The organism is Bacillus sp. 2D03 (assembly GCF_003946765.1).
Taxonomy (GTDB): domain Bacteria; phylum Bacillota; class Bacilli; order Bacillales; family Bacillaceae_G; genus Bacillus_A; species Bacillus_A cereus.
The window spans coordinates 712,463-738,188 of the sequence record NZ_RPSJ01000001.1 but is presented as its reverse complement, the minus strand read 5'-3'; the positions used below and the strand labels follow the sequence as shown (position 1 = coordinate 738,188).

Genomic DNA, 25,726 nt, shown 5'->3' with positions numbered 1-25,726 from the left:
CCATTGTACTCTACATGATAAAATTCATGCTTTAATCTACTTAAATTTTACAGAAATTTAACAAATATTCATATAGAAAAATATTGGTAGTTGACATTGTATATATGGTCAGTCAACTAACACATAAAATTCTACGTAAAACGCCAAATTCCTGCAAATTTTTTTGAAAAAATAAAAGAAAAACTAATAAGAAATATCTGAAATATTACAATTGTTCGGTATTTAGTTTTCGTGTATGGCATAAGAGATTTCGGTTTGTTATGATGAAAGAAACAATATAGTGAAGGATGGATGCGTGATGTCAGCAATTAATTGGACAGAAGAAGTTGCGAAACGAAAAGATGATTTAATTCGTGATACACAACAATTTTTACAAATTAAAAGTGTATGGGAAGAAGAATCGGCGAAAGAGGGCGCACCATTCGGTGAAGGTGTAGAAAAAGCTTTATCTTTCATGTTACATAAAGGAGAAACTGAAGGTTTTGCTTCTAAAAATTTAGAAGGATATGCAGGTCATCTTGAAATGGGACAAGGAGAAGAGTTAGTAGGCATTCTTTGTCACGTTGACGTTGTACCAGAAGGAGATGGCTGGACGACTCCTGCATATAGTGCGGATATTCGCGATGGAAAGATTTTTGCACGTGGTGCAATTGACGATAAAGGCCCAACGATGGCAGCATATTATGCGATGAAAATTGTGAAGGAATTAGGCTTACCTCTTTCCAAACGTGTTCGTATGATTATAGGAACAGATGAGGAAAGCAATTGGAAATGTGTAGATCACTACTTTAAAAACGAAGAAATGCCAACAATCGGTTTTGCGCCAGACGCGGATTTTCCAATTATTAATGCAGAAAAAGGAATTTCTGATATACAAGTTGTGCAAAATGGTAGTGAAGAGAAAAAAGGTACATATGAACTTGTTTCATTTGATTCAGGGCGCCGTTTAAATATGGTTCCTGATTTTGCAGAAGCGGTTATTACAGGAGAAGATGTAAATGCACTTACAGTAGCATATGAAGAGTATTTACAAACTGCTAAAAAAATAGGGAAATCGACTATAGAAGGAAATGCAGTGACGGTGCAAATAGAAGGAATTTCAGCGCACGGATCTACTCCTGAAAAAGGAGAAAATGCAGGTTTATTATTAGCAAACTTCTTAACTACAGTTTCACTTGATGGAAAAGCAACTGCATTTGCGACATTTGCAACAGAAACATTTACTGGTGATATTTTTGGTGAAAAAGCTACTATTGCTTATAAAGATGAAATTAGCGGTCCGTTAACAGTGAATGTCGGTCGCATTTCTTATACGAAAGAAAACGGTGGTAACTTAGGGCTAAACGTACGTTACCCAGTTACAACTAACTTTGAAGAAACAATTGTGAAGTTGAAAGAATATGTTGGTGCGCATGGTTTTGAAGTGGCTGACTATTCTAATTCTCGCCCACATCACGTCGATAAAGATCACGTATTAATCCGTACGTTACAACGTGTGTATGAAGAACAAACAGGTGAAAAAGCAGAACTATTAGCAATCGGCGGCGGTACTTATGCTCGTTCATTAAAAGCTGGTGTGGCATTTGGCCCGCTATTCCCTGGAAAAGAAGAACTTGCGCATCAAAAAGATGAGTATATCGAAATTGAAGACTTATTAAAAGCAACAGCAATTTACGCGCAAGCAATTCATGAATTAGCGAAGTAATGGATATATAAATAATGTCCGCTCTCTATTTTGGAGAGCGGCTTCTTTTTACCTGAATGAGATAAGAAAGAAAAGCAACAATAGAAAGAAGGAGAAGATGTACATGGAACTGCATTATTTTGTCGCAATTACGTTACCGAATCATATAAAAGAAATGCTGTCTAACTATAAAGAGGACATGCAAGAGGAATTACAATTTCGTTCATGGGTACATAAAGAAGACTATCATATTACCCTTTCATTTTTAGGGAGTGCAACGGAGGAACAGTTAGAGGGAATAAAGAATGGATTACAAACAATTGCAGAAACAAAAGAACTATCCTTCACGTTACAAGGTTTTTCAACGTTTGGTAGGGAAGATCAGCCTCGTATTTTTTGGGCGAAGGTAAGTGAGAATCACCATTTGTTTCAGTTGCAAAAGCAAGTACATGCCATTTGTGAAGAAAATGGATTTTCTCTAGAAACACGCCCGTATCACCCGCATATTACCGTTGCTCGTAAATGGATAGGAGAAGAAAAGTTTCGTTTAGAAAGTATAAAAGAAGTGCCTGAAATATCATTTCAAGCAGATACAATTACTTTATACGAATCCCACGTGAAAGAAACCCCGAAGTATAAATCGATTGCTGAAATAAAATTACAAAAATAGAATGTTGAAAACGTTTTTTATGCAGGTGAATATACTATAGAGAAGAATGGAGTTACTGTATAGAGTCTTGTTGATAAGAAAAGCCTTATCATTTGCAGCTCATTTTATCTCGCCTAATTGGTGAAGGCTAATAATAAGTGAGGATGGAAAAATTTTCTCGCTCATTAAAGTTTCACTTTATTTTAACTTTGAGAATGATGGTGATTTTTTTATGTTGAAAGTAAAACGTCCATTTGATGCCTATTTAGATGAAATGAATAAAATTACAATTTTGCTCCCACATGCGTATGGAACAAGTCGGACATTTCGTTTGCAAGAAGGAAGTAATGTGAAAGATTTACCGATTGCTCATACTATTGCGCTTCCAGATGCAACGAAGTATGAGTGCTTTATAGAAGAGCCGCTAGATGTGGGGAAGTATTATACAGTACGAGATGAACGGAATGAAGAAACTGATTTACAAATAGGTGCTGTTATTCGAACAAAAATTTTCGATGAAAAGTATTATTACGAAGGTACAGATTTAGGTGCTGTGTATCAAAAACAAGAAACGACATTTAAAGTATGGGCCCCAACTGCAAGGCTTGCGAAAGTAAGAATTTATAAGAGCGATAAAGAATATACCGATCATGAAATGTACAGGGGAGAAAACGGAGTTTGGATTCAAACATTACAAGGTGATTTAGACGGAGCACGCTATACATTTCTTGTTTGTATTAATTTAATATGGAACGAAGCGGTGGATCCTTACGCAAAGTCAGTGACTGTAAATGGAAAGTATGGCATTGTTATCGATTTAGAAAAGACGACTGTAACGAAACGAGAGCAATTACCACCATTACAAGCAATGACAGATGCCATATTGTATGAATTGCATATTCGTGATGCTACTATTCATCCGAACAGTGGAGTGAGTAAAAAAGGGATGTATAAAGGGCTAATGGAAGAAGGAACAACAGGACGAAATGGGACATTGACAGGTTTGTCTCATATAAAAGATTTAGGCGTTACGCATGTTGAATTATTGCCTTTATATTGTTTCGGTGGTGTGGATGAGGCGAATCCTTCTTCTGCCTATAATTGGGGGTACAATCCATTATATTACAATGCACCAACAGGATATTATGCTACAAACCCCTCTGATCCGTATAACAGGATAGTTGAGTGCAAACAACTAATTGAAACATTTCATGAACAAGGTATTAGGGTGATTATAGATGTTGTATATAATCATGTTTATGAAAGAGAGCTATCATCATTTGAGAAGCTTGTTCCAGGATATTATTTTCGTCATGGTGAAGATGGTATGCCTTCTAATGGGACGGGAGTCGGAAATGATATAGCGTCTGAACGGAAAATGATGAGGAAATTCATTGTAGAGTCTATTTTATATTGGCTTACTGAATACAATGTCGATGGATTCCGATTCGACTTAATGGGAATTTTAGATATTGATACAATGAATATGATAGAGAAAGAAGTGCGAAACATAAAACGAGATGCTTTGTTATTAGGAGAAGGGTGGGATTTACAAACACCGCTTCCTCTTGAGGAAAAAGCAACGTTAAATAATGCGAAGAAAATGCCACATATCGCACAGTTTAATGATCAATTTCGTGATGGGATAAAAGGGAGTACATTTCATATAAATAAGCGTGGTTTTGCATTTGGTGGGCATGTAGACTGTAATCATTTGCAGTATATTGCAGCAGGAAGTCTTTTAAGTATGAAAGAAACAGGGCTGTTTTTAGAGCCGGCGCAAAGCATTAACTATGTAGAATGTCATGATAATATGACGATGTGGGATAAACTAGTGCGCAGTAATGAAGAATCAGAAACGATTTTGAAAAAACGACACCTATTAGCGAGCGCAATGGTTATTCTTTCACAAGGCATTCCTTTCTTACACGCAGGGCAAGAGTTTTATCGTACGAAGAAAGGAAATGAAAATAGTTATAATGCAAATGATGAGATCAATCAATTAGATTGGGATCAAAAAGAGAAAGAGATAGAAACCGTTAACTATATAAAAGGTTTAATTGCGATTCGTAAAGAGCATGGGGCATTCCGATTACAAAATGCAGACCTTATAAAAAAACATATGACTTTTTTACAAACATCTACAGAAGTACTTGCATATCACCTAGAGCATGCAGAATCGTTTGGGCCGTGGAAAGAGATTATCGTCTTATTTAATAGCGGTTTAGAAGCTAAAACTGTGCAACTTCCGAAAGAAGCAACGTGGCATGTGTTAGTAAACGAAAACGAAGCGAAAATAGAGCCAATTTCTTCATTTAGAGGAAAGGAACTTAGGCTCGCTCCAATTAGCACGTATATATTGACGATAATGTGACAAATCGCTACTTGACGATGAGAATGTAATAAATGTAGAATTGACAAAGGTGACGATTTTGATAAGTTGTCATTCTATGACAGGTTTTGTAAAATAAAATAGAGGATTTTTGGCTTAGGCTAATTTTTCTTTTCATTTACAGTAAAATATATGAATCCACAACATGTGTAGAAATGTTGCGGTTTTTCTTTTCATAACTATAAAAGATAAGGATTTGTTAACGGGTAATGAATATGGAATGGTTGGAACAATTATTAGGAAAAGAGTGGAGTCTTGTACCGGCTGGTGGAGTAACGGGCGATGCATATATTGCGCAAAACGGACAACAGAAGTTATTTTTAAAGCGGAATACATCGCCCTTTTTAGCGGTATTGTCAGCAGAAGGAATTGTTCCAAAATTACTTTGGACAAGAAGGGTAACGAATGGTGATGTAATTTCTGCTCAAAAATGGCTTCCGGGACAGAAGCTAGAGCCAGAGGATATGAAACTAGAACGTGTTGCGAAACTTTTGAAGAAAATACACTCCTCTAAAGCGCTTGTACAGATGATTCAAAGACTTGGGAAGCAGCCGCTTCACGCACAAGAGTTATTACAACAACTGCAACTCGTTTTAAGAGGAGATATAAGGGATGATGAAACAATTCAGCAAGGCCTTCAATATTTAATGGATTCATTAAAAGCTATTGAATACAATGAATTCGTTGTATGCCATTGTGATGTAAACCATAACAACTGGCTATTGTCGGATGAAGATGAATTGTTTTTAATTGATTGGGATGGAGCTGTAATTGCTGACCCAGCTCTAGACCTCGGTATGTTATTATATTGGTACATTCCGCGCCAGGAGTGGAGTGAGTGGCTCGGTTATTATGATATTGAAATGGATGAATCGCTGCTTAGGCGTATGAGATGGTATGTGATAGCACAAACGATTTTGTCTATTCAATGGCATACAACAAAAAAACAGCAAGCAGAAGCTGAATATTGGCATCAATATTTACAGCAACTACTTGCTTCAGAATAATACTTAAGAAAAATTGTCCATTCCAGCAATCCACTGAGTAAGTTGTTCTTGATTATTGGAAATATGGTTGTCCAAATTAGAGGAAGATTTACCCGATTGACTATAAGAATATACATCGTTTAGCATTGTTTTAGCGTCACTACTTATATTATCGTTTGCGAGTAACGATTGAATGAGGCGCTCTAATTGCTCGCATTCTGAAACTGTCCCGCAGCAATCACTTTGGTGGTTGACTAAAATATCTTTCAGCACTTCTAATTGATGTTGTTGATTAATTGGCATGAACGGATCATCCTTTCGATTGTTTTTCTCTTCAAATGTAAGAGAAAAAGCTGTTTCGTCATGGAATGTTTAATGCTGTATGTAGTTTTTATCAAAATGGTACATCTTATACTTGAAAGAAACGGACCGAGTGCTCGTACGTACTTGGTTTTTTGTTTGGTAGATTGATTAAAAACAGAGAGAAGGAATTATTCCTTTAAAATAGCTATGTAAAGAGAGGGAAACATCTATGCGTTTAAGACATAAACCGTATGCAATGGATCGAATTAATGAATATTCACATATCGTAATCGGAAACCCAGAGGAGCGCGCTGGTAGCTGGAAAGAAGTATTTGGAAACGAACAACCAATTCATATTGAAGTAGGTACAGGTCGTGGCCGCTTCATGTATGATATGGCAAAAGCGAATCCACATATTAATTATATTGGAATTGAAAAATTCACAAGTGTTGTTGTAGATGCACTTGATAAATTAATTGAAGAAGAATTACCAAACTTAAAGTTAATTAATAAAGATGCTGAAGATTTAACAGTTTTCTTTGCAAAAGGTGAAATTGATCGCGTTTATTTAAACTTCTCAGATCCATGGCCAAAGAAACGTCATACGAAGCGTCGTTTAACGTATAAAACATTTTTACGTAATTACGAAGAAGTGTTAGTAGAAGGCGGAGAAATTCATTTCAAAACAGATAACCAAGGTCTATTTGAATATTCTCTTATGAGTATGGCTGAGTATGGTATGTTACTAACGTACTTAAGCTTAGATCTTCATAACAGCGACTTTGAAGGTAACATCATGACTGAATACGAAGAGAAATTCTCTAGTAAAGGTCATCGTATTTACCGAGTTGAAGCAAAATATCGTACAGAGCCTATGCAGTAATGCATAGGTTTTTTTACATCTAAAATAATCAGAATTTTATGTTAAGATTAATTGAAAGGGGGATGTGTAATGGAACAGTTACAAATTGGAGATATAAAAGTAACGTGGTTAAAAGGCGGGAATACACATTTAGACGGGGGAGCGATGTTTGGTGTTGTGCCGAAAGTACTTTGGTCACGTAAGTATAAACATAATGATACAAATCATATTTATTTACGAACAGATCCGTTACTTTTGCAAACGAAAGACGGAAATATGCTCATTGATTCCGGAATAGGAAACGGTAAATTGAATGAGAAGATGAAGCGGAATCAAGGTGTAACAGAAGAATCATCGGTTTATGAATCATTAGAAAAACTAGGATTAAAGCCAGAAGATATTCACTATGTTTTAATGACGCACCTTCATTTTGATCATGCATCTGGTTTAACAAAATGGGAAGGTGATCACCTTGTACCTGCGTTTCCAAATGCGAAAGTTTACGTAAGTGAAACAGAATGGAATGAAATGAGGAACCCAAATATTAGATCCCGTAATACATATTGGAAGGAAAATTGGGAGCCGATTGTAGATCAAGTTGTTACGTTCCAGCAAGAAATAGAAATTACAGATGAAATAAAAATGGTGCATACAGGTGGTCATAGTGATGGACATGCAGTTATTGCTTTAGAAAGCCATGGGGAAACGATGCTTCATTTAGCAGACCTATTACCGACGCACGCACATCAAAATGTATTATGGGTAATGGCATACGACGATTATCCGATGACCTCGATTGAAAATAAACAAAAGTGGATGAAGTATGGTGCTGAAAAAGAGGCATGGTTTACGTTTTACCATGACGCATATTATCGCGCTGTGAAGTGGAATGAGGAAGGGCATATCGTAGAAAAAGTAGAACGGAAAACGAGTATAGAAGCATAAAAATAGGAGGTTGTTCCATCATATTTATTGGAGCAGCCTCTTTTTTATTGTCGGGTTTTGTCGGTAAGTCGATATATTTAAACAAACGCTGATATAAATTGAGTTGCGCTGATATAATTTTAATCAATACCCGCAATTTCAAAAAAAATAAGAGGTTCACCTAATGGGAACCCTCCTTTTTATGCTGCTATAACCTCTAAAACAGTACCTGTTTTAGCATCAACTAAAAATTCAAATCGTTCTTGTATATCATTTAACATTGTTGTAAGACCGCCGCGATAAACTTCATATGCGACATCATATTTTTCAAATGTCTCTGGAACCATATGTACCCAAGAGCCAGTAATTTCACCTTTATGACTTAATGCTTGTTTCACCATTTTCAATGCTTTTTCTGAAGAAATATGGGATTGTTCTTGTACTTTGTTTGCAACGAGATAACCAGCTGCGAACCCAACGCCAAGACCTGCTACTAAACCTTTCCAGCTCATATATTCACCTCAATTCTATAAAATAAAAATAGTGTACCGATAATAATTATAAAGCAAATACAGCCAAAAAAGAAGAAACTAGAAACATTTCGAAAATTTCGTTACAATAAAAGAGGTATTCTACTAAGGTTTGAAAGAAGGGGACTTCGTGAATAAAGAGACATTACAATTATTTCGTACGTTAACAGAATTACAAGGTGCATCAGGTTTTGAACATGATGTACGCCGTTTTATGAAACAAGAATTAAGCAAATATGCGGATGAAATTGTACAAGACGGTTTAGGTAGCGTATTTGGTCTGAAAAAAGGGGACGAAACTGGCCCGCGTGTTCTTGTAGCAGGTCATATGGATGAAGTAGGTTTCATGATTACGCAAATTACGAAAAACGGAATGCTTCGTTTTCAAACGTTAGGCGGATGGTGGAGTCAAGTTTTATTAGCACAGCGTGTACAAGTTATGACGAAGAATGGTCCTGTTATTGGGGTTGTTGGTTCTATTCCTCCTCATTTATTAAGTGACGCGCAACGTGCAAAACCGATGGATATAAAAAATATGTTAATTGATATAGGTGCAGATAGTTATGAAGATGCGATTGAAATTGGTGTAAAACCAGGACAACAAATCGTGCCGATTTGCCCATTCACACCGATGGCAAATGAGAAGAAAATTATGGCGAAAGCTTGGGACAACCGTTACGGATGTGGTCTTGCAATCGAATTGTTAAAAGAATTAAAAGATGAAACATTACCAAATACATTATATTCTGGTGCTACTGTACAAGAAGAAGTAGGTCTCCGCGGAGCGCAAACAGCTGCAAATATGATTCAACCAGACATTTTTTATGCGCTTGATGCAAGTCCAGCAAACGATGCATCTGGTGACAAAACGCAGTTCGGTCAATTAGGAAAAGGTGCTCTTCTTCGTATTTATGATCGCACGATGGTAACACATAGAGGAATGCGCGAATTCATTTTAGATACAGCAGAAACAAACAATATTCCGTACCAATACTTTATTTCACAAGGTGGTACAGATGCGGGCCGTGTACATACAAGTAACTCTGGTATCCCATCAGCAGTAATTGGTGTTTGTGCACGCTACGTTCATACACATGCTTCAATTTTACATGTTGATGATTATGCAGCGGCGAAAGAATTAATTACGAAGCTTGTAAGAACAACAGATAAAACGACGTTAGAGACAATTAAGAATAACGCGTAGAGAAGAAGGGCGAAAAACCCTTCTTTTTTTAGGTTGAATAGATGACCCAGCGATGAGTGGTGGCGGTTAGTGCCTAATGGGTGCTCGAATGATGTATTAAGACCGCGGGTAGGAAGAAAGAAGAAGCCTGTTTTTGTGTTTAGGACCAGTAATATTGTAGAAAGCGACCTTCTTTTATGGGGAGAAGGAATTCCCTGATGGTGTGTGGTAGTGGTTGGTACTTAATTTGTGCCGAAGCGGATATTAGAATAGAATGAAGAATTTTTATAGAGGTGAACAAAATGAAAGTAGTAGTTGGATCAAAGAATAAAACGAAGGTTGGGGCTGTGGAGAAGGTTTGGAAAGATGCTGAAATTACATCTCTTTCTGTTCCATCAGGAGTATCAGCTCAGCCTTTCTCAGATGAAGAGACGATGCAAGGAGCGATTAATAGAGCGAAGCGAGCGCTAGAGGACGGAGAAGCTCCAATTGGTATTGGGCTAGAAGGCGGCGTAATGAAAACGGAGCACGGTTTATTTATGTGTAACTGGGGCGCGCTAGCAACAAGTGATGGGAAAGTATTTGTGGCCGGAGGAGCGCGTATTACGTTACCAGACGATTTTTTAGCACCTCTTGAAGATGGTAAGGAATTAAGCGAAGTGATGGAAGAGTTTGTGCAGCGAAAAGATATTCGTAGTCACGAAGGTGCGATCGGTATTTTTACAGAGGATTATGTCGATCGTACGGAATTATTTGTACACGTTGTTAAGTTGTTAGTTGGGCAATATAAGTATGACAAAAAGCAAGCATAAACCTTGCACCGTGCGCGATGTATGGTAGTATAAAAGAAAGATTATAACATGAAAAATGCACCCGTTAGAGGAGGAAATATAGATGAAGTCATTAGAAAGCATGGAGCAATTCCAACAGTTAAAAAATGAAGAGAATGTAGTCTTTATGTTCTCAGCAGAATGGTGCCCAGACTGCCGCTTTGTAGACCCATTTATGCCAGAAGTAGAAGAGAAATATAGTGATTTCTCATTTTACTATGTAGATCGCGATGAGTTTATTGATTTATGTGTAAAATTAGACGTATTTGGCATTCCGAGCTTTGTAGCGTACAATAAAGGTGAAGAAACTGGTCGCTATGTAAACAAAGATCGTAAAACACAAGAACAAATCGAAGAGTTCATTGAAGGTTTAAAATAAGGCAATTTGCCAATTGAATTGTAAAACAACCTCTACCTTCGCGGGGGAGGTTATTTTTTTGGAAGGGAGGAAAAAGAGATGAAGATGACAAGTAAAAAGATGAAAGATGAGTTAATAAAGAAATTATCTCGCCCAGAATGGGACTTTCAGTATGATAGTGAGAAAGAAGTTTTACGTATTGAACAAAAAGACTCCAAAAAAGGTATTAACGTATCGCTTCCAGGAGTTGTGGCAAAATGGGAAGTGAACAAAGAAAAGGCAATTGAAGAAGTTGCTTATTACGTACAAGAAGCGCTAATTGCGATGCATAAAGAAGAAAATAGCGGAGCAAAAATTTTACCTGTTATTCGCTCTACTTCTTTCCCGAAACAAGCAGAAGAAGGAAATCCGTTTATTATGACGGATCATACGGCGGAAACACGTATTTACTATGCGTTAGATTCGAATAAAACGTATCGACTAATTGACGAGCGTCTATTACAAAAATTAGAACTTACAGAACAGCAAGTGCGTGAAATGGCATTATTCAACGCACGCTCATTAGGTTATGAATTTAAACAAGACACAGTAGCGGGTAATACATTCTACTTTTTAAACACAAATGATGGGTATGACGCGACTCGTATTTTAAACGAATCGTTACTACAATCGATGCGTGAAAAGATTTCTGGTGACATGGTTGTTGCTGTTCCTCACCAAGATGTATTAATTATTGCTGATATCGTCAACGAAATCGGTTATGATATTATTGCACAAATGACAATGAAATTTTTTGCCGAAGGGCATGTTCCGATTACATCACTTTCATTCGTATATGAAGATGGAGAATTTGAACCAATCTTTATTTTAGCGAAAAATCGGAAGAAGACAGATGGAAAAGAGAAAGGATGAACGAAGTGAACGTTTTTTACAACCTTGAAGGAATTGGTGACACTTTAATTGTTGCCTTACAAGATATTACTTTAGAGAACCGTACTTTTGATCGCAAAGGAGATGTTGCACGCGTATACGATCGTGAAAGCAACGAGACAGCAGGATTCAACATCTTTAATGCATCTTCTTACTTAGAAGTAAAAGAAACAGGCAACCTTACATTAACGAAAGAGCTTGTAGAGAAAATCAACGAAATTTTAGCGAAGAACGGCTTTGAAGAAACAGTAGAAGCAGATCTTTCTCCGAAATTTGTTGTAGGCTATGTAGCTGAAAAAGAGAAACATCCAAATGCTGATAAGCTAAACATTTGTAAAGTAGAAATCGGTACAGAAACATTACAAATCGTATGTGGCGCACCAAACGTTGATGCAGGACAAAAAGTTGTCGTTGCAAAAATTGGTGCTGTAATGCCAAGCGGTATGTTAATTAAACCAGCAGAACTTCGCGGTGTTCCTTCTTCTGGAATGATCTGCTCTGCACGTGAATTAGAGCTTCCAGACGCTCCACAAGAAAAAGGTATTCTTGTATTAGAAGATAGCTTTGAAGTTGGACAAGAGTTCAAATTTTAATTGATATAAGAAAAGAGAGGTTGTCCTTTTGGACAACCTCTCTTTTTTTGTCATTCTTTGTCGGTAAATCGAAATTTCGTGTTAAATCGTTGATATATTGAGAGTTGTGATAGATATATTCAAAAAATTGTTAATATGATAAGGATGTCACCTTTTTTCTTAAAATCTATATTGTATTTTATAAACAAACTAGTTAAAATTTAGAAAAGTAGAAGGGGATAGACGTATGAAACAACAACCAAAAATCGCAGAACTTCTAAAACGAATTGAAACTTCAAAACAGCAAGATGTTGAGCTAGGTACTTATGAAATATATGTGTTTAGTGAAAGTGAATTAGAAAAAGGACAAATCGGTTATCGATATGATAAACATAAAAATTCATTAATAAGTGAAGAAAACGGAAAGTGGCAAGAAGGATGGATTACAATTGGATATGAAACGGATATGGGCGATCCAGTTTTCGTAAATATAGATGATGACGCTTATCCGGTTTATACTGCAGAACGTGGTACAGAAAAATGGCAGCCAGTTTATATTGGAAATATGGATGAGATTATAGGGCAATTATAAGAAAAACTTTGAATCCGGTGCAAAGTGATGGGAGAGAAGTATGAAGTATATAAAAATAATGAGCATGATTGCATTCATTGGAATATATATGGCCGGTTGTTCACAAGAGCAGCCGAAAAAAGAAACTACATCTTCTATACAAGAGAAAAACAAAGATACCAAAGAAGATGCACCGGTAGAAAAGCAGCAAGAACAAGAAAAGAACGAAGAATCGCAAGCAATTCAAACGAATGAGCAAGTAGAACATAAGCAAGAGGAAGTATCATCTGATGAAAAGAAAGAAGAAACTACGCCAGTGCAGCCGACTGAGCAACCAGTGCAAAATAATGAACAAAAAGTAGAGAGTAATGAAAAACAAGAGAAGTTTCTCGTCGTTATTGATCCAGGGCATCAACAAAAAGCGAATTTAAATTTAGAGCCGATTGGACCAGGGGCAACAACGCAAAAATATAAAGTGACAGACGGTACAACAGGTGTTGTGACGAAAAAGAGAGAGGCTGTACTTGTATTAGAAATGGCTTTCGTATTAAAAGAAAAGTTAGAAGCAAAGGGAATACAAGTATTAATGACGAGAACATCACAAGACGTTGATATAAGTAATAAAGAAAGGGCGACATTCGCAAATAATCATAAGGCTAATTTATTTTTACGTCTTCATGCAGATGGTTCTGAAAATCCAAACCAAAGTGGATTCGCTGTATTGACGCCGGCAGAAGGAAGTCCATATACGAAAGAGATTTATGCGGAAAGTCTTCAAATCTCTCAAATGATTGTAAATAAAATGAGGGAGAACCAGCAAGTAAAAGTAAATGGAATTAAATTTCGGGATGATCTTTCTGGATTTAATTGGGCAAAGGTTCCTGGTGTGTTATTAGAACTTGGGTTTATGTCAAACCATGAAGAAGATAAAAAATTATCTGACCCGCAGTATGTAAATTCTTTATTGCAAAGTGTAACGGATAGCATAGATGCATATCAGAAGAGTAAAGCTTAAGCGCAGTCTTACATGAAAGACTGCGTTTTTTTTATATGAAAACACTCGTAAATTAGAATATTATGGATAAATATGACATGCTTAATTTTACCTGCACTTTTTGCCGAATGCTGATACAATAAAGGATGTTACTATTTAGTAGAAAGAGTGGTAAGCATGTTAGATTGGATGAAAAAGCTGTTTAACAAAGAGGAAGAACAAACAGCGATGAATAAAGAAGTACCAAAGCAAATTGAAAGTCAGCCGAAAATTCCTCGTGTAAACCACTACACTGAAGCAAGAGAAGCACAAATGGCAAGTAGGAATGCAGGTAAATGCCGTTTTCCTTTAGTACCGGATAATGGGTTCGATGAAGAGGATGAAAGCGAAGTAAATCGCTTCGAAGAACAACCTGTTCAAGGAGTAACATATGAAGAACCGACTGCCCAAAGAGGAATAAAGGTGGAAAGAAGCAGACGACCGTATGTGGAAAAGGTAGTTTCTACATATGAAGAGCCGGAAGTGCAATATGAACCGGTGCGGGAGTCTGTCGTTAAAAAGGCATCTGCACCTTCGCAAGAGAGTAACCGTAGACCATTTCGGCCAACAGAAATGATTTCGCCAATTTATGGATATAATCGTCCTTCAGTAGAGAAAAAGGAAGAAAAGCAGGAGGAAGTAAAGGAAAGAGAAGACCTTGAAATATCTGTAGAGGGTAAATCAGTCGTTGATGCATGGTTAGAGAAAAAAGGATATACATTATCTGATTTCTCAGAAGGACAAGCAACGTCTTCTGCTTCAGGTGAAGTAGTTGAACAGCAAGGTCAACAGAGCAAAAAAGAAGAAAAATCAGTTGTTGATCAATGGCTAGAGAAAAACGGTTATGAAATTGAACGCCAAGTGCCTTTAGTAGAAGAAAAAGAAGTGATTCAAGAAATGAGTACACCGCAGGAAGTTTCAGCGGATGAATTACTTCATAAAACAGTAGCTGAGCAGATGGAAAGTGCTAAGCTAGAAAAAGATGTAGTGGTGTTAAACGAAAACAATCTACAAGAAGAATTAGTAGCTTCTAAAGTAGAGCACGAGGATACAATATTATCAGAAGAAATTAAACGTAATACAGAAATAAAACAACCTACTATTGAAGTAGAAAAGCAAGCTCCAGAAGAATCAGTGATTGTCAAAGCAGAAGAAAAACTTGAAGAAACAATCATTGTGGAAATACCAGAAGAAGTGTCAAAAGTAGAAGTAATTGCAGAAACGGAAGAGTTTGAAGAAGTAGTTATGGAAACAGAGGCACCTGAAGAAGTGGAAGTAATTACAGAAACAGAAGAGTCAGAAGAAGCGGAAGTAATTGCGGAAGCAGAAGAGTCAGAAGAAGTGGAAGTAATTGCAGAAGCGGAAGAGTCAGAAGAAGCGGAAGTAATTGCGGAAGCAGAAGAGTCAGAAGAAGCGGAAGTAATTGCGGAAACAGAAGAGTCAGAAGAAGCGGAAGTAATTGCGGAAGCAGAAGAGTCAGAAGAAGTGGAAGTAATTGCAGAAACGGAAGAGTCAGAAGAAGTGGGAGTAATTGCGGAAGCAGAAGAAGTAGAAGTGATTGCAGAAATAAACGCGCCTGTAGTAGAGACATTTGTAGCACTTGAGGACATTCAGCAAGAAGCTGAAGCAATTGAACAAAAGAGTGAATTCATACATGTTGCTGAGGCTGATGAACAAACGAAGAAAGATGTTCAAAGCTTTGCGGATGTTTTAATTGCAGAAAAACAACCAGCTGTAGAAGAAGCGCCAGTCGCAGAAGAGCAACGAGTTGTAGAAGAAGCACCGGTCGTAGAAGAGCAATCAGTTGTAGAAGAAGCGCCAGTCGTAGAAGAACAACCAGTTGCCGAGGAAACACCAGTCGCAGAAGAGCAACGAGTTGTAGAAGAAGCACCGGTCGTAGAAGAGCAACAAGTTGAAGAAGAAGCGCCAGTCGCAGAAGAGCAACAAGTTGTAGAAGAAGCACCGGTCGCAGAAGAGCAACGAGTTGTAGAAGAAGCACCGGTCGTAGAAGAGCAACAAGTTGAAGAAGAAACACCAGTCGCAGAAGAGCAACGAGTTGTAGAAGAAGCGCCAGTCGCAGAAGAGCAACGAGTTGTAGAAGAAGCACCGGTCGTAGAAGAGCAATCAGTTGTAGAAGAACAACCAGTTGTCGAGGAAACACCAGTCGCAGAAGAACAACCAGTTGTACAAAAAGAAGAACCAAAACGTGAGAAAAAGCGTCATGTACCATTTAATGTTGTTATGTTGAAACAAGATAGAACACGATTAATGGAAAGACATGCAGCTAGAGCAAATGCAATGCAGCCTTCTGCTAATGTACGAGTAGAGAATAAGCCAGTGCAACAAGAGGTAGCAGAACCACAAGTGGAAGAGCACCCAGTGCAGCAAGTAGTAGCAGAACCACAAATGGAAGAGCACCTAGTGCAGCAAGTAGTAGCAGAACCACAAGTGGAAGAACGCCCAGTGCAGCAAGTAGTAGCAGAACCACAAGTGGAAGAACGCCCAGTGCAGCAAGTAGTAGCAGAACCACAAGTGGAAGAGCACCCAGTGCAGCAAGTAGTAGCAGAGCCACAAGTGGAAGAACAACCAATACAGCAAGTAGTGGTAGAGCAAGTACAAAAGCCAATTTCAAGTACGGAAGTACAAGAGAAAGCATATGTTGTAAATCAAAGAGAGAACGATATGCGAAATGTATTGCACACACCACCGACATACACTGTTCCGCCATTAGCGCTGTTGTCGATTCCACAGCAATCAGCGTTAGATAATACAGAATGGTTAGAGGAGCAGAAAGAATTATTAGATACAACGTTTAATAATTTTCACGTTGGAGCACATGTTATTAATGTATCGCAAGGTCCGGCAGTCACTCGTTTTGAGGTGCAGCCAGACCCAGGTGTGAAAGTAAATAAAATTACAAATTTAAGTGATGATATTAAGTTAAGTTTAGCTGCGAAAGATATTCGTATTGAAGCGCCAATTCCAGGGAAGAGTGCGATTGGAATTGAAGTTCCAAATAAAGAAAGTAAGCCAGTATTTCTTCGCGAAATTTTAAGAAGTCCTGTATTCACAAAGAGTGAATCACCGCTTACTGTTGCGCTGGGGCTTGATATTTCAGGGGATCCAATTGTAACGGATATTCGAAAAATGCCGCACGGACTTATTGCGGGTGCAACGGGTTCAGGTAAAAGTGTGTGTATTAACGCGATTTTAACGAGTATTTTATATAAAGCGAAACCACATGAAGTGAAGTTAATGTTAATCGATCCGAAGATGGTTGAGCTTGCACCATACAATTCTGTTCCACATCTTGTAGCACCTGTTATTACGGATGTAAAAGCAGCAACAGCTGCATTAAAATGGGCAGTTGAGGAAATGGAACGTCGTTATGAATTGTTTGCACACGCAGGTGCTCGTGATTTAACTCGCTACAATACGATTGTAAGTGAGCGAGAAATTCCAGGAGAGACATTACCTTATATCGTTATTGTCATTGACGAGTTAGCCGATTTAATGATGGTAGCACCTGGTGATGTTGAGGAAGCGATTTGTCGTATTGCGCAAAAAGCACGTGCTTGTGGTATTCATTTATTAGTAGCGACGCAGCGTCCATCTGTAGATGTTATTACAGGTTTAATTAAGTCAAACATTCCAACGCGTATTGCGTTTACTGTATCATCTCAAGTTGATTCGCGTACGATTATTGATATTGGGGGCGCGGAGAAATTACTTGGCCGTGGTGATATGTTATTCTTAGGGAACGGTACATCTAAGCCAGTTCGTGTACAAGGTGTATATGTATCGGATGATGAGATTGAAAAAACAGTTGATCATGTGAAAAAGCAAATGAAGCCGAATTACTTATTTAAGCAAGAGGATTTATTAGCGAAAACAGAACAAGCTGAGTCGGAAGACGAATTGTTCTTCGAAGCATGTCAATTTGTTGTAGAACAAGGGGGAGCGTCCACATCTTCTGTACAGCGAAAATTCCGCATCGGTTATAATCGCGCAGCACGTCTCATTGAAGAGATGCAATCGCAAGGAATTATTTCTGAAGCAAGAGGAACGAAGCCAAGAGATGTCCTTATTTCTGAGGATGAATTCGCTGCTATGCAGGAAACGAATGTATAGTAAACGGTTTTGCTGTATACTAAGAGAAAATGTTGGATAGTAAAGTAGGGAGTAAAGCGACATGAAAGAAATTGAATTAAAATTAAAAGGTGAAATAAATAGACTAACAAATAAAACATTTAAATTTGACGAACGTGTTGGAGAAGGGTGGTTCTCTGCCGTTTACTTTTTAAAGACTAGAGAAATCATCGAAGAATTTCGCCCGAAAAGTGTTGTAACGATGCAATTTTTCCAAAAGGAAAATGCAGTTCTTTGCGGAACGGATGAAGTAATTGCATTGCTACAAACATTCGCTAAAAATCCTGAGGAACTTGAGATTAACTCTTTAAAAGATGGCGATAAAATTAGTCCATTTGAAACAGTGTTAACAATTCATGGTCCTTATGAAAATTTCGGATTTTTAGAAGGTGTCATTGATGGGATTTTAGCTCGTCGTACATCGGTTGCGACAAACGTATATAACGTTGTCCAAGCTGCGCGTAGCGTAGATAAAGAAAAACCAGTTATTTTCATGGGAGATCGTGACGATCATTATACACAACAAGCTGGTGACGGTTATGCAGCATACATCGGAGGTATGAGCGCACAAGCGACGCATGCGATGAATGAATGGTGGGGCAAAAGTGGTATGGGGACGATGCCTCACGCATTAATTCAAATGTTTAATGGTGATGTTGTAGAAGCGGCAAAAGCATATCATAAGAAATTCCCAGAAGATGAATTAGTTGTATTAATTGATTACAACAATGATGTCATTACAGATGCACTTCGCGTAGCGCGTGAATTTGGATCAACATTAAAAGGTGTACGTGTAGATACGTCCCGCACGATGATTGATCAATACTTCATTCGCCACCCAGAAGTACTTGGAACATTCGATCCACGTGGTGTAAACCCATCGCTTGTATTCGCACTTCGTAAAGCACTTGATGAAGAAGGATTCCAGCATGTAGACATCGTTGTAACTGGTGGATTTGATGAGAAGCGTATTCGTGAATTTGAAGCTCAAAACGTACCTGTTGACATATACGGGGTAGGAAGTAGCTTATTAAAAATGAATATTGGCTTTACTGGTGATAATGTAGAATTAAATGGGAAACCAGAAGCAAAAGCTGGTCGTAAATATCGTCCAAACCCACGTTTAGAGCGTGTTCAATTAGAAAAAAGAGAAGAGATGTAAAAGAGAGAAAAACTGATAGGTGATTGACCCTATCAGTTTTTCTGTTATCATAGTATAGCGGCTTCTTTTTTGCTATAATGGACTTGTTATGGATATATAAAGAAGTACGTACGAGTTTATCCTGATAAGTGAAGGGAAGAATAACTTCACTACATCAAAAATGTATGATGATTACCAAAATAAGAAAAGATTCATATACTGTCTTATAGATAGGCCGTTGTATTAGTTCGAAATGTTGGAGGTTCTTTAAGATGACAGTTTACCATTTTGTAGGAATTAAAGGAACAGGAATGAGTTCATTAGCGCAAATTCTTCATGATATGAAGCATACTGTTCAAGGGTCTGATTATGAAAAGCGTTTCTTTACACAAACAGCGTTGGAAAAGCGTAGTATCTCGATCCTTCCTTTTGATAAGAATAATGTAGAAGAAGGACAAGTGATTATTGCAGGAAATGCATTTCCTGATACGCATGAAGAAATCGTAGCAGCAAAAGAATTAAACATCCCAGTCCATCGTTACCATCATTTCTTAGGTGACCTGATGAGCCAATACACAAGTGTTGCTGTAACTGGTGCACACGGAAAAACATCAACAACAGGTTTGTTAGCCCATGTAATGCAAGGTGCACACCCAACATCTTACCTTATTGGAGATGGAACAGGGCATGGGGTAGAAAATAGTAAGTATTTTGTATTTGAAGCTTGTGAGTATCGTCGTCATTTCTTGTCTTATAATCCAGACTATGCAATTATGACGAATATTGATTTTGATCATCCAGATTATTTTGCAGACATCAATGATGTATTCAGTGCATTCCAAGAGATGGCATTGCAAGTGAAAAAAGGCATTATTGCATGTGGAGATGATGAAGAACTTCAAAAAATTCAAGCGAAAGTACCTGTTATTTTCTATGGATTTGGAGAAGATAATGATTTCCAAGCACGCAACATCCAAAAGAGAACAGATGGTACTATTTTTGATGTATTCGTTCGTAATACGTACTATGACACGTTCAAAATTACAGGATACGGCAATCACAGCGTATTAAATGCGTTAGCAGTAATTGCACTTTGCCATTATGAAAACGTTGATGTAGAAGCAGTAAAGCATCAGCTAACAACTTTTGAAGGCGTAAAACGTCGCTTTAATGAAAAGCCGATGGGAGAGCAAGTGATTATCGATGACTACGCACACCATCCGACAGAAATTAATGCAACGATTGAAGCAGCTCGTCAAAAACATCCAGAGCGTGAAATTGTCGCTGTATTCCAGCCACACACATTCTCACGTACAGAAAAGTTCTTAGATGAGTTCGCAGAAAGCCTAAGCAAAGCTGATCAAGTATACTTATGTGATATTTTCGGATCAGCACGCGAAAACAAAGGTGAATTAACAATCGAAGATCTGCAAAAGCGTATTGACGGTGCAGAACTAATTACAGATACAACAACGGATGTATTAAAGAAACATAAAAACGGCGTTCTAATTTTCATGGGCGCAGGAGACATCCAAAAATTCGAAGCAGCTTACGTAAAAGAAGTTCAAGTTGCAGAGAAGTAATAGGAAAGACGCATAGCTTGGCTATGCGTCTTTTTTGTGTGCTATGTTGGCATATATGATTCTTGAGGTTAGTCGATATATTAGCGTGTATTTCTTTAGTTATAAATGTTAGAATAATAAGAAAAATAAAAAGGGGACCAAAAAACATGTTTACACTTCGAGTAGACGATGAAATCGAATTACAGTTATTAGAGAAGCATCATAAGGAGGAACTATATCAATTAATAGATCAAAACCGTAATCATTTACGAAGATGGCTTCCTTGGGTAGATGGGACGAAATCTGCTGATGCGTATGATGAGATTTGTCCGATGTGGTTAAAGAAATTTGCAGAGGGAGACGGTTTTGAAAGTGGCATACGTTACAAAGGAAAGCTCGTTGGGATGGTAGGTATTCATCCAGTGAGCTGGGGGAAGAAAGCGACGAGTCTTGGGTATTATCTTGCAGAAGATGCTGGCGGGAAAGGTATTATGACGCGTAGTGTGAAGGCTGTACTTCACTATGCATTTGAGAATTTAAAATTAAATAAAATGGAAATTAGATGCGGTGTTGAAAATGTGAAAAGCCGCGCTATTCCAGAACGTTTAGGATTTAAGTTAGATGGCATTTTAAGAGATGATGAATGGCTATATGATCATTTTCACGATATCGCTGTATATAGTTTACTAGCTTCAGAGTGGAAGGAGATTCGATGAACGAGAAGATACGCATTATTGCGTATGAAAGTACGTTTCAAGAGGAAGTAGTAGATCTTATCGTTCATATTCAGCAAAAAGAGTATAATGTTTCAATTACGAAAGAAGAGCAACCTGATTTACTTGAAATAGAAACATTCTATCAAAAGGATTACGGAAACTTTTGGATAGCAATTTATGATGATAAAGTAGTTGGAACAGTAGCTTTATTAGATATTGAGAATCATCAAGTAGCGCTAAGAAAAATGTTCGTGAAGAAAGAGTTTCGCGGAAAAGAATGGGGCGCATCACATATGTTGCTTCAAACAGCAATTTCATGGGCTGAGGATAAAAAATTGAAAGATATTTACTTAGGAACAACAGTAAAATTTTTAGCGGCACATCGTTTTTATGAAAAGAATGGTTTTGAAAGTGTGAGTATAGACGAGTTGCCGAAAAACTTTCCGGTGCTACAGGTAGATAAGAAATTTTATAGGTACATTGTGTAAAAGGTCATTTAGAAATGGCCTTTTTCTATGAAGCAAAATAGAAATAATGGTATAATTTGGGTTAGGGGGTGTAGGTATGAACTTTCCAATTCAAAGAAGTAAGTCAGTAGTCATTTTCGTTTGTTTTACGTTAGCTTTTATGTTTATATATCCAATTGTCATGCTTTTCACTAATAAAGCGCATTGGATGTCAGCGTTGATTGGGATGGGTTTATGCTTCATTGTAAATGTACCACTCGTTTGGGAAGTATTTATTAAAAAACATAAAGTAGAAAATGGCGTATTAAAGTACGGTATTTTAAATGATGATATTGTATTAAAAGATGTGAGAATTATACGTCAGGTCGGAAAGTTTCTTGAAATTACGACGAATGCATATAAAGTACATATGGTTGCGATGCCGCAAAATATGGATGAATTCTTAAGGCTTATAGAGAAAGAAAATCCACATGTGAAAATAGAAATGGTAGGGAAGAAATAAAAAACGCTCGGCGAAAATTCCGAGCGTTTTTATTATTATTTTAAGTTCTCTGGGTTTAAAGCTTCTAGTTCAGGTACAACGAAGCGTCCGTCTTTACGGATTAGTACGTCGTCGAAGTAAATTTCGCCGCCGCCGTATTCAGGGCGTTGGATGCATACTAAATCCCAGTGGATGTTCGAGTTGTTGCCGTTCCATGCATCGTCGTAAGCTTGTCCAGGAGTGAAGTGGAAGCTGCCATCGATTTTTTCATCGAATAGGATGTCTCCCATTGGATGTAAGATGTATGGGTTTACGCCAATTGCGAACTCACCAACGTAGCGTGCGCCTTCGTCTGTATCGAAGATTTTGTTAATGCGCTCTGTATCGTTTGCAGTTGCTTCAACGATTTGACCGTTCTCAAACTTAAGTTGTACATTTTCAAATGTATAACCGTTGTAAGGAGATGGTGTGTTGTAAGAAACTGTACCGTTAACAGAATCACGAACTGGTGCAGAGTATACTTCACCGTCTGGAATGTTTAAATGACCTGAGCATTTAATAGCTGGAATGTCTTTAATAGAGAATGTTAAGTCAGTTCCAGGACCAGTTAAACGAACTTTATCTGTTTTATTCATTAATGTAACAAGGCTATCCATTGCCTTATCCATTTTGCCGTAGTCTAAGTTACATACTTCGAAGTAGAAGTCTTCGAAAGCTTCTGTACTCATTTTAGCAAGCTGTGCCATAGAAGCATTTGGGTAGCGAAGAACAACCCAGCGTGTTTTTGGAACGCGAATGTCTCTATGAACTTTTTTACCAACTGTTTGGCCATGAACTTTCATACGCTCACTTGGAACGTCAGCTTGTTCATTAATATTATCGCCAGAGCGAAGACCGATATAAGCGTCCATGTCTTTCATTACGCTTGCTTCATATGCAGCGATTTGTTCGAAATGTTCTTCAGTAGCACCCATTAATAAAGAGCGATCTACTTGATGATCTTTTAAAGAGACGAATGGGAAACCACCAGCTGCATATGCTTCTTTTACAAGTGCAGTTACAAGTTCTTTTTGTAAGCCAAAGTTTTCAATTAATACTTTTTCACCTTTTTGTAAGCGGATAGAGTAGTTAATTAAATTGTATGCTAACTTTTCAATACGTGGATCTTTCATATGTAAAGCCTCCCTACTAATTATGTATCCTCTCCTATTGTAACCTACTTAGTGGAATTTGTTGAATGATTTATGTTACAGTTAACGAATAAGTATGAAAATTCTAATGATGAGATAGGGATTAGAATGAAACGGAAAATGATTGTATAATAGGGGAAAGTATGAAAAAGATAAAGGAAGTGATGAAATGCAAGTTCTTTTATATGTAAGTGCGGCTATTATCGCGGTTGCTTTCGCAGTATTAGTAGTGTATGTATGCAGAACGTTGTTATCGGTTCAGAAGACGTTGGAAAACGTTGCAAGCACGTTAGAAGGTTTAGAAAAGCAAATGCAAGGAATTAGCGTAGAGACAGAGCAATTATTACATAAAACGAATGCGTTAGCTGATGATATTCAACAGAAGTCACAGTCATTAAATAAAGTGGTAGCGGGTGTAGATGGGATTGGAACGACAATCCAATCTTTAAATACGAAGCTTCGTAATGTATCAGACTCTGTAACGGACGAAATTGAAAATAACGCTGATAAAGTAGCGCAAGTTGTACAGTGGAGCAGTGCGGCGATTGAAGTATACAATCATTACCGTGCGTCGAGACAAGAGAAGAAGGTTGAAAAAGAAGAGCGTAAATTAGAAAGAATTGAGAAAAAAGCTGAAAAGAAAGAGAAGCGCTCTAGATTTCGTATGAGAGGTGAATCGTGATGAATATGACAAAACTTGAAACAATTGAAGAGCTTGAAGTCTTAGTAGAAAAGAATGAGCCGTATGTTCTTTTTAAACATAGTACGACATGCCCGATTAGTCACGGTGCATACACAGAATTTCAAGCGTATTGCAGTGAAGAAAGAGAAGTGCCAGCGTATTACTTATACGTACAAGATGCGAGAGATGTGTCAAATCGTGTTGCAGAACAATACAGTATTAGACATGAATCACCGCAAGTGCTATACATAAAAGATGGGATGGTAGTATGGAATACATCTCATTGGAATATTAAAAAAGATGCTTTAGAAGAGAATATAAAGTAAAAAGAAGCAAGCTAAAGGTGCTTGCTTCTTTTTTTTGTTTTTGTTGAAATATATTTAGTGGTACACTATTAATAGTTCAAACTAAATAACTAGATTGTTGAAAGTAGGTTTTAAGTAATGAAGAAAATGGCATTATCCTTCGCAGTCGTAAGTTTATTACTAGGAGCTTGTAGTAACAATAGTAATACGATTAGTAAGAAGGATGAAGTTATACAAAAAGATACAAAAGAAAAAAGTATGATTCCGAGAACTGCTGTTTCTAAAGATTATTATAGAACTGTTATTCCTTTAAAAGAACAAAAGGTTATTAATACAGCTAATATAAAAACAAATTCTAAATTAGATTTAGCAGAGTATGAAAATGGTTTAATAAATATTGCAACGCAGCAATTTGATACAGAGAGTCACGTACTGCAATTAAATCAGTATATTCCAGAGAAACTAGTTGATGAACTAGTTGCGAAAGTAGAAGCGCCAGTTTTGACAAATATTATAGAACAAGACTATTTCGGAAAACAGAATTCAAATGAATTAAGTTTATCTGGTGTTATGATAGGTTTAGCTATGTCTTCAAGTGTATCGAATGAAGAAGCTATGTCTAAAGGGACTGAAGTTGCTAAACAACTTATTGAAGCTATTAACAAAAATGATAAGTATAACAAATCTCCAATTACGTTTGCTATCTTTAAGCAAGAAAGTACTAGTTCTTTAAAAAATGGTACGTATATTGCTAGTGCTACTGTTCAAAAGAATGATACGAACCTTGGAAATTGGAGTACAATTGATGAAAAGTCGTATTCATATCCTTCTGATGAATTTACACAAGCACATGGAGAAGATAATACAAAAATAAATAACTTTGCTAAGGAAATAAAAGGTTTTTCTAATGGAGATTTTATTCCAGTCAACGCTAAAGTTTCTTATAAGAAAGATCAAATGGATACATTAAATATGAATATTGTTATTAAATATAACGGTAAAACAGAATTAATGGCTCTTACCCAATTGGCTGCTCAAGGCATGTTAGACAAATTGCCTAAAGATGCGAAAGTACAATTACAGATTAAGTCCGAGAGTAAAATTGAGGCCGTTATTATAAAAGAGAAAAACAGTGATAAACCGTTTGTTTCCTTCTTGTAAAAAAAGACAGTATGTAAACTGTCTTTTTTTTATTTTAAATGAAAATATACAATGTTTTTTGATAG

Annotated in this window: 25 protein-coding genes; 22 read left to right on the top strand and 3 right to left on the bottom strand. The window is 37.2% G+C overall.

The annotated features are described in order from the left end of the window. Positions 1 to 298 precede the first annotated feature (298 nt). The 4 genes from pepV (at position 299) to EBQ15_RS04090 (ending at position 5,732) form a co-directional block, all read left to right on the top strand. Entirely contained in the window at positions 299 to 1,705 is a 1,407-nt protein-coding gene (pepV, locus tag EBQ15_RS04105; protein ID WP_001274252.1) for a dipeptidase PepV, read from the top strand. Between the two features lie 103 nt (positions 1,706 to 1,808). Further along, positions 1,809 to 2,354, top strand: a complete 546-nt coding sequence (gene thpR / locus EBQ15_RS04100) for an RNA 2',3'-cyclic phosphodiesterase (RefSeq protein ID WP_000418985.1) — start codon at positions 1,809 to 1,811, stop codon at positions 2,352 to 2,354. 211 nt (positions 2,355 to 2,565) lie between these two features. Continuing rightward, entirely contained in the window at positions 2,566 to 4,707 is a 2,142-nt protein-coding gene (pulA, locus tag EBQ15_RS04095) for a type I pullulanase (RefSeq protein ID WP_000921743.1), read from the top strand. A gap of 227 nt (positions 4,708 to 4,934) precedes the next feature. Then, positions 4,935 to 5,732, top strand: coding sequence for a phosphotransferase family protein (locus EBQ15_RS04090; protein WP_001986674.1), 798 nt, complete (start codon positions 4,935 to 4,937; stop codon positions 5,730 to 5,732). A gap of 3 nt (positions 5,733 to 5,735) precedes the next feature. Here EBQ15_RS04090 and EBQ15_RS04085 read toward each other — a convergent pair whose 3' ends face one another. After that, complete coding sequence (locus EBQ15_RS04085) at positions 5,736 to 6,014, bottom strand: YtzH-like family protein (RefSeq protein ID WP_001122235.1); 279 nt, start codon at positions 6,012 to 6,014, stop codon at positions 5,736 to 5,738. Positions 6,015 to 6,243: 229 nt separating this feature from the next. Between EBQ15_RS04085 and trmB the strand changes: the two genes are divergently transcribed. Next, on the top strand, positions 6,244 to 6,897 hold the full coding sequence (gene trmB, locus EBQ15_RS04080; RefSeq protein ID WP_001239385.1) for a tRNA (guanosine(46)-N7)-methyltransferase TrmB: 654 nt from the start codon (positions 6,244 to 6,246) through the stop codon (positions 6,895 to 6,897). Positions 6,898 to 6,966: 69 nt separating this feature from the next. Continuing rightward, complete coding sequence (locus EBQ15_RS04075; protein ID WP_000436862.1) at positions 6,967 to 7,821, top strand: YtnP family quorum-quenching lactonase; 855 nt, start codon at positions 6,967 to 6,969, stop codon at positions 7,819 to 7,821. A gap of 179 nt (positions 7,822 to 8,000) precedes the next feature. Here the strand turns inward: EBQ15_RS04075 and EBQ15_RS04070 are convergent, their stop codons facing one another. Next, positions 8,001 to 8,312 carry a PepSY domain-containing protein gene (locus EBQ15_RS04070; protein WP_000118543.1) on the bottom strand — a complete coding sequence of 104 codons (312 nt, stop codon included), beginning with the start codon at positions 8,310 to 8,312 and terminating at the stop codon, positions 8,001 to 8,003. A gap of 148 nt (positions 8,313 to 8,460) precedes the next feature. Between EBQ15_RS04070 and EBQ15_RS04065 the strand changes: the two genes are divergently transcribed. The 13 genes from EBQ15_RS04065 (at position 8,461) to EBQ15_RS04005 (ending at position 22,344) form a co-directional block, all read left to right on the top strand. Beyond that, entirely contained in the window at positions 8,461 to 9,534 is a 1,074-nt protein-coding gene (locus EBQ15_RS04065) for a M42 family metallopeptidase (protein ID WP_001031509.1), read from the top strand. A gap of 281 nt (positions 9,535 to 9,815) precedes the next feature. Continuing rightward, entirely contained in the window at positions 9,816 to 10,325 is a 510-nt protein-coding gene (locus EBQ15_RS04060) for a DUF84 family protein (RefSeq protein WP_000869938.1), read from the top strand. Positions 10,326 to 10,407: 82 nt separating this feature from the next. Next, positions 10,408 to 10,722 (top strand): thioredoxin family protein, encoded by a 315-nt coding sequence (locus tag EBQ15_RS04055; protein ID WP_000838193.1) that lies wholly within the window; start codon positions 10,408 to 10,410, stop codon positions 10,720 to 10,722. 78 nt (positions 10,723 to 10,800) lie between these two features. Next, a complete protein-coding gene (locus EBQ15_RS04050; protein WP_000784588.1) occupies positions 10,801 to 11,613 on the top strand; it encodes a DUF1444 domain-containing protein in 813 nt (270 codons plus the stop codon). Continuing rightward, the gene (ytpR, locus tag EBQ15_RS04045) at positions 11,610 to 12,224 is read left to right on the top strand and encodes a YtpR family tRNA-binding protein (RefSeq protein WP_001006761.1); all 615 of its coding nucleotides are present in this window, start codon (positions 11,610 to 11,612) and stop codon (positions 12,222 to 12,224) included. Before EBQ15_RS04050 ends, ytpR begins: the two co-directional genes overlap by 4 nt. A 226-nt stretch (positions 12,225 to 12,450) precedes the next feature. Next, positions 12,451 to 12,795 (top strand): hypothetical protein, encoded by a 345-nt coding sequence (locus EBQ15_RS04040; protein WP_000813353.1) that lies wholly within the window; start codon positions 12,451 to 12,453, stop codon positions 12,793 to 12,795. Positions 12,796 to 12,835: 40 nt separating this feature from the next. Further along, positions 12,836 to 13,789 carry an N-acetylmuramoyl-L-alanine amidase gene (locus EBQ15_RS04035; protein WP_000874044.1) on the top strand — a complete coding sequence of 318 codons (954 nt, stop codon included), beginning with the start codon at positions 12,836 to 12,838 and terminating at the stop codon, positions 13,787 to 13,789. A 156-nt stretch (positions 13,790 to 13,945) separates the two neighbouring features. Continuing rightward, on the top strand, positions 13,946 to 17,938 hold the full coding sequence (locus tag EBQ15_RS04030) for a DNA translocase FtsK (protein ID WP_033692992.1): 3,993 nt from the start codon (positions 13,946 to 13,948) through the stop codon (positions 17,936 to 17,938). A 61-nt stretch (positions 17,939 to 17,999) separates the two neighbouring features. Then, positions 18,000 to 19,118 (top strand): nicotinate phosphoribosyltransferase, encoded by a 1,119-nt coding sequence (locus tag EBQ15_RS04025; protein WP_000658370.1) that lies wholly within the window; start codon positions 18,000 to 18,002, stop codon positions 19,116 to 19,118. Positions 19,119 to 19,369: 251 nt separating this feature from the next. Then, positions 19,370 to 20,680, top strand: coding sequence for a UDP-N-acetylmuramate--L-alanine ligase (murC, locus tag EBQ15_RS04020; protein WP_000219468.1), 1,311 nt, complete (start codon positions 19,370 to 19,372; stop codon positions 20,678 to 20,680). Positions 20,681 to 20,826: 146 nt separating this feature from the next. Then, on the top strand, positions 20,827 to 21,375 hold the full coding sequence (locus EBQ15_RS04015; protein WP_000494659.1) for a GNAT family N-acetyltransferase: 549 nt from the start codon (positions 20,827 to 20,829) through the stop codon (positions 21,373 to 21,375). After that, complete coding sequence (locus EBQ15_RS04010; RefSeq protein ID WP_001003133.1) at positions 21,372 to 21,863, top strand: GNAT family N-acetyltransferase; 492 nt, start codon at positions 21,372 to 21,374, stop codon at positions 21,861 to 21,863. Before EBQ15_RS04015 ends, EBQ15_RS04010 begins: the two co-directional genes overlap by 4 nt. Positions 21,864 to 21,939: 76 nt before the next feature. Then, a complete protein-coding gene (locus tag EBQ15_RS04005; RefSeq protein ID WP_001010619.1) occupies positions 21,940 to 22,344 on the top strand; it encodes a PH domain-containing protein in 405 nt (134 codons plus the stop codon). Positions 22,345 to 22,379: 35 nt separating this feature from the next. Here the strand turns inward: EBQ15_RS04005 and EBQ15_RS04000 are convergent, their stop codons facing one another. Next, positions 22,380 to 23,495 (bottom strand): aminopeptidase, encoded by a 1,116-nt coding sequence (locus tag EBQ15_RS04000; protein WP_000654731.1) that lies wholly within the window; start codon positions 23,493 to 23,495, stop codon positions 22,380 to 22,382. Positions 23,496 to 23,682: 187 nt separating this feature from the next. Between EBQ15_RS04000 and EBQ15_RS03995 the strand changes: the two genes are divergently transcribed. The 3 genes from EBQ15_RS03995 (at position 23,683) to EBQ15_RS03985 (ending at position 25,661) form a co-directional block, all read left to right on the top strand. Next, on the top strand, positions 23,683 to 24,195 hold the full coding sequence (locus EBQ15_RS03995; protein WP_001197720.1) for a DUF948 domain-containing protein: 513 nt from the start codon (positions 23,683 to 23,685) through the stop codon (positions 24,193 to 24,195). Then, positions 24,195 to 24,521, top strand: a complete 327-nt coding sequence (ytxJ, locus tag EBQ15_RS03990; protein WP_001057469.1) for a bacillithiol system redox-active protein YtxJ — start codon at positions 24,195 to 24,197, stop codon at positions 24,519 to 24,521. The genes EBQ15_RS03995 and ytxJ overlap by 1 nt, the downstream gene beginning before the upstream one ends. A gap of 117 nt (positions 24,522 to 24,638) precedes the next feature. Further along, positions 24,639 to 25,661: a CamS family sex pheromone protein gene (locus tag EBQ15_RS03985; protein WP_000738031.1), complete on the top strand. Its 1,023-nt coding sequence runs from the start codon at positions 24,639 to 24,641 to the stop codon at positions 25,659 to 25,661. Positions 25,662 to 25,726: the final 65 nt, after the last annotated feature.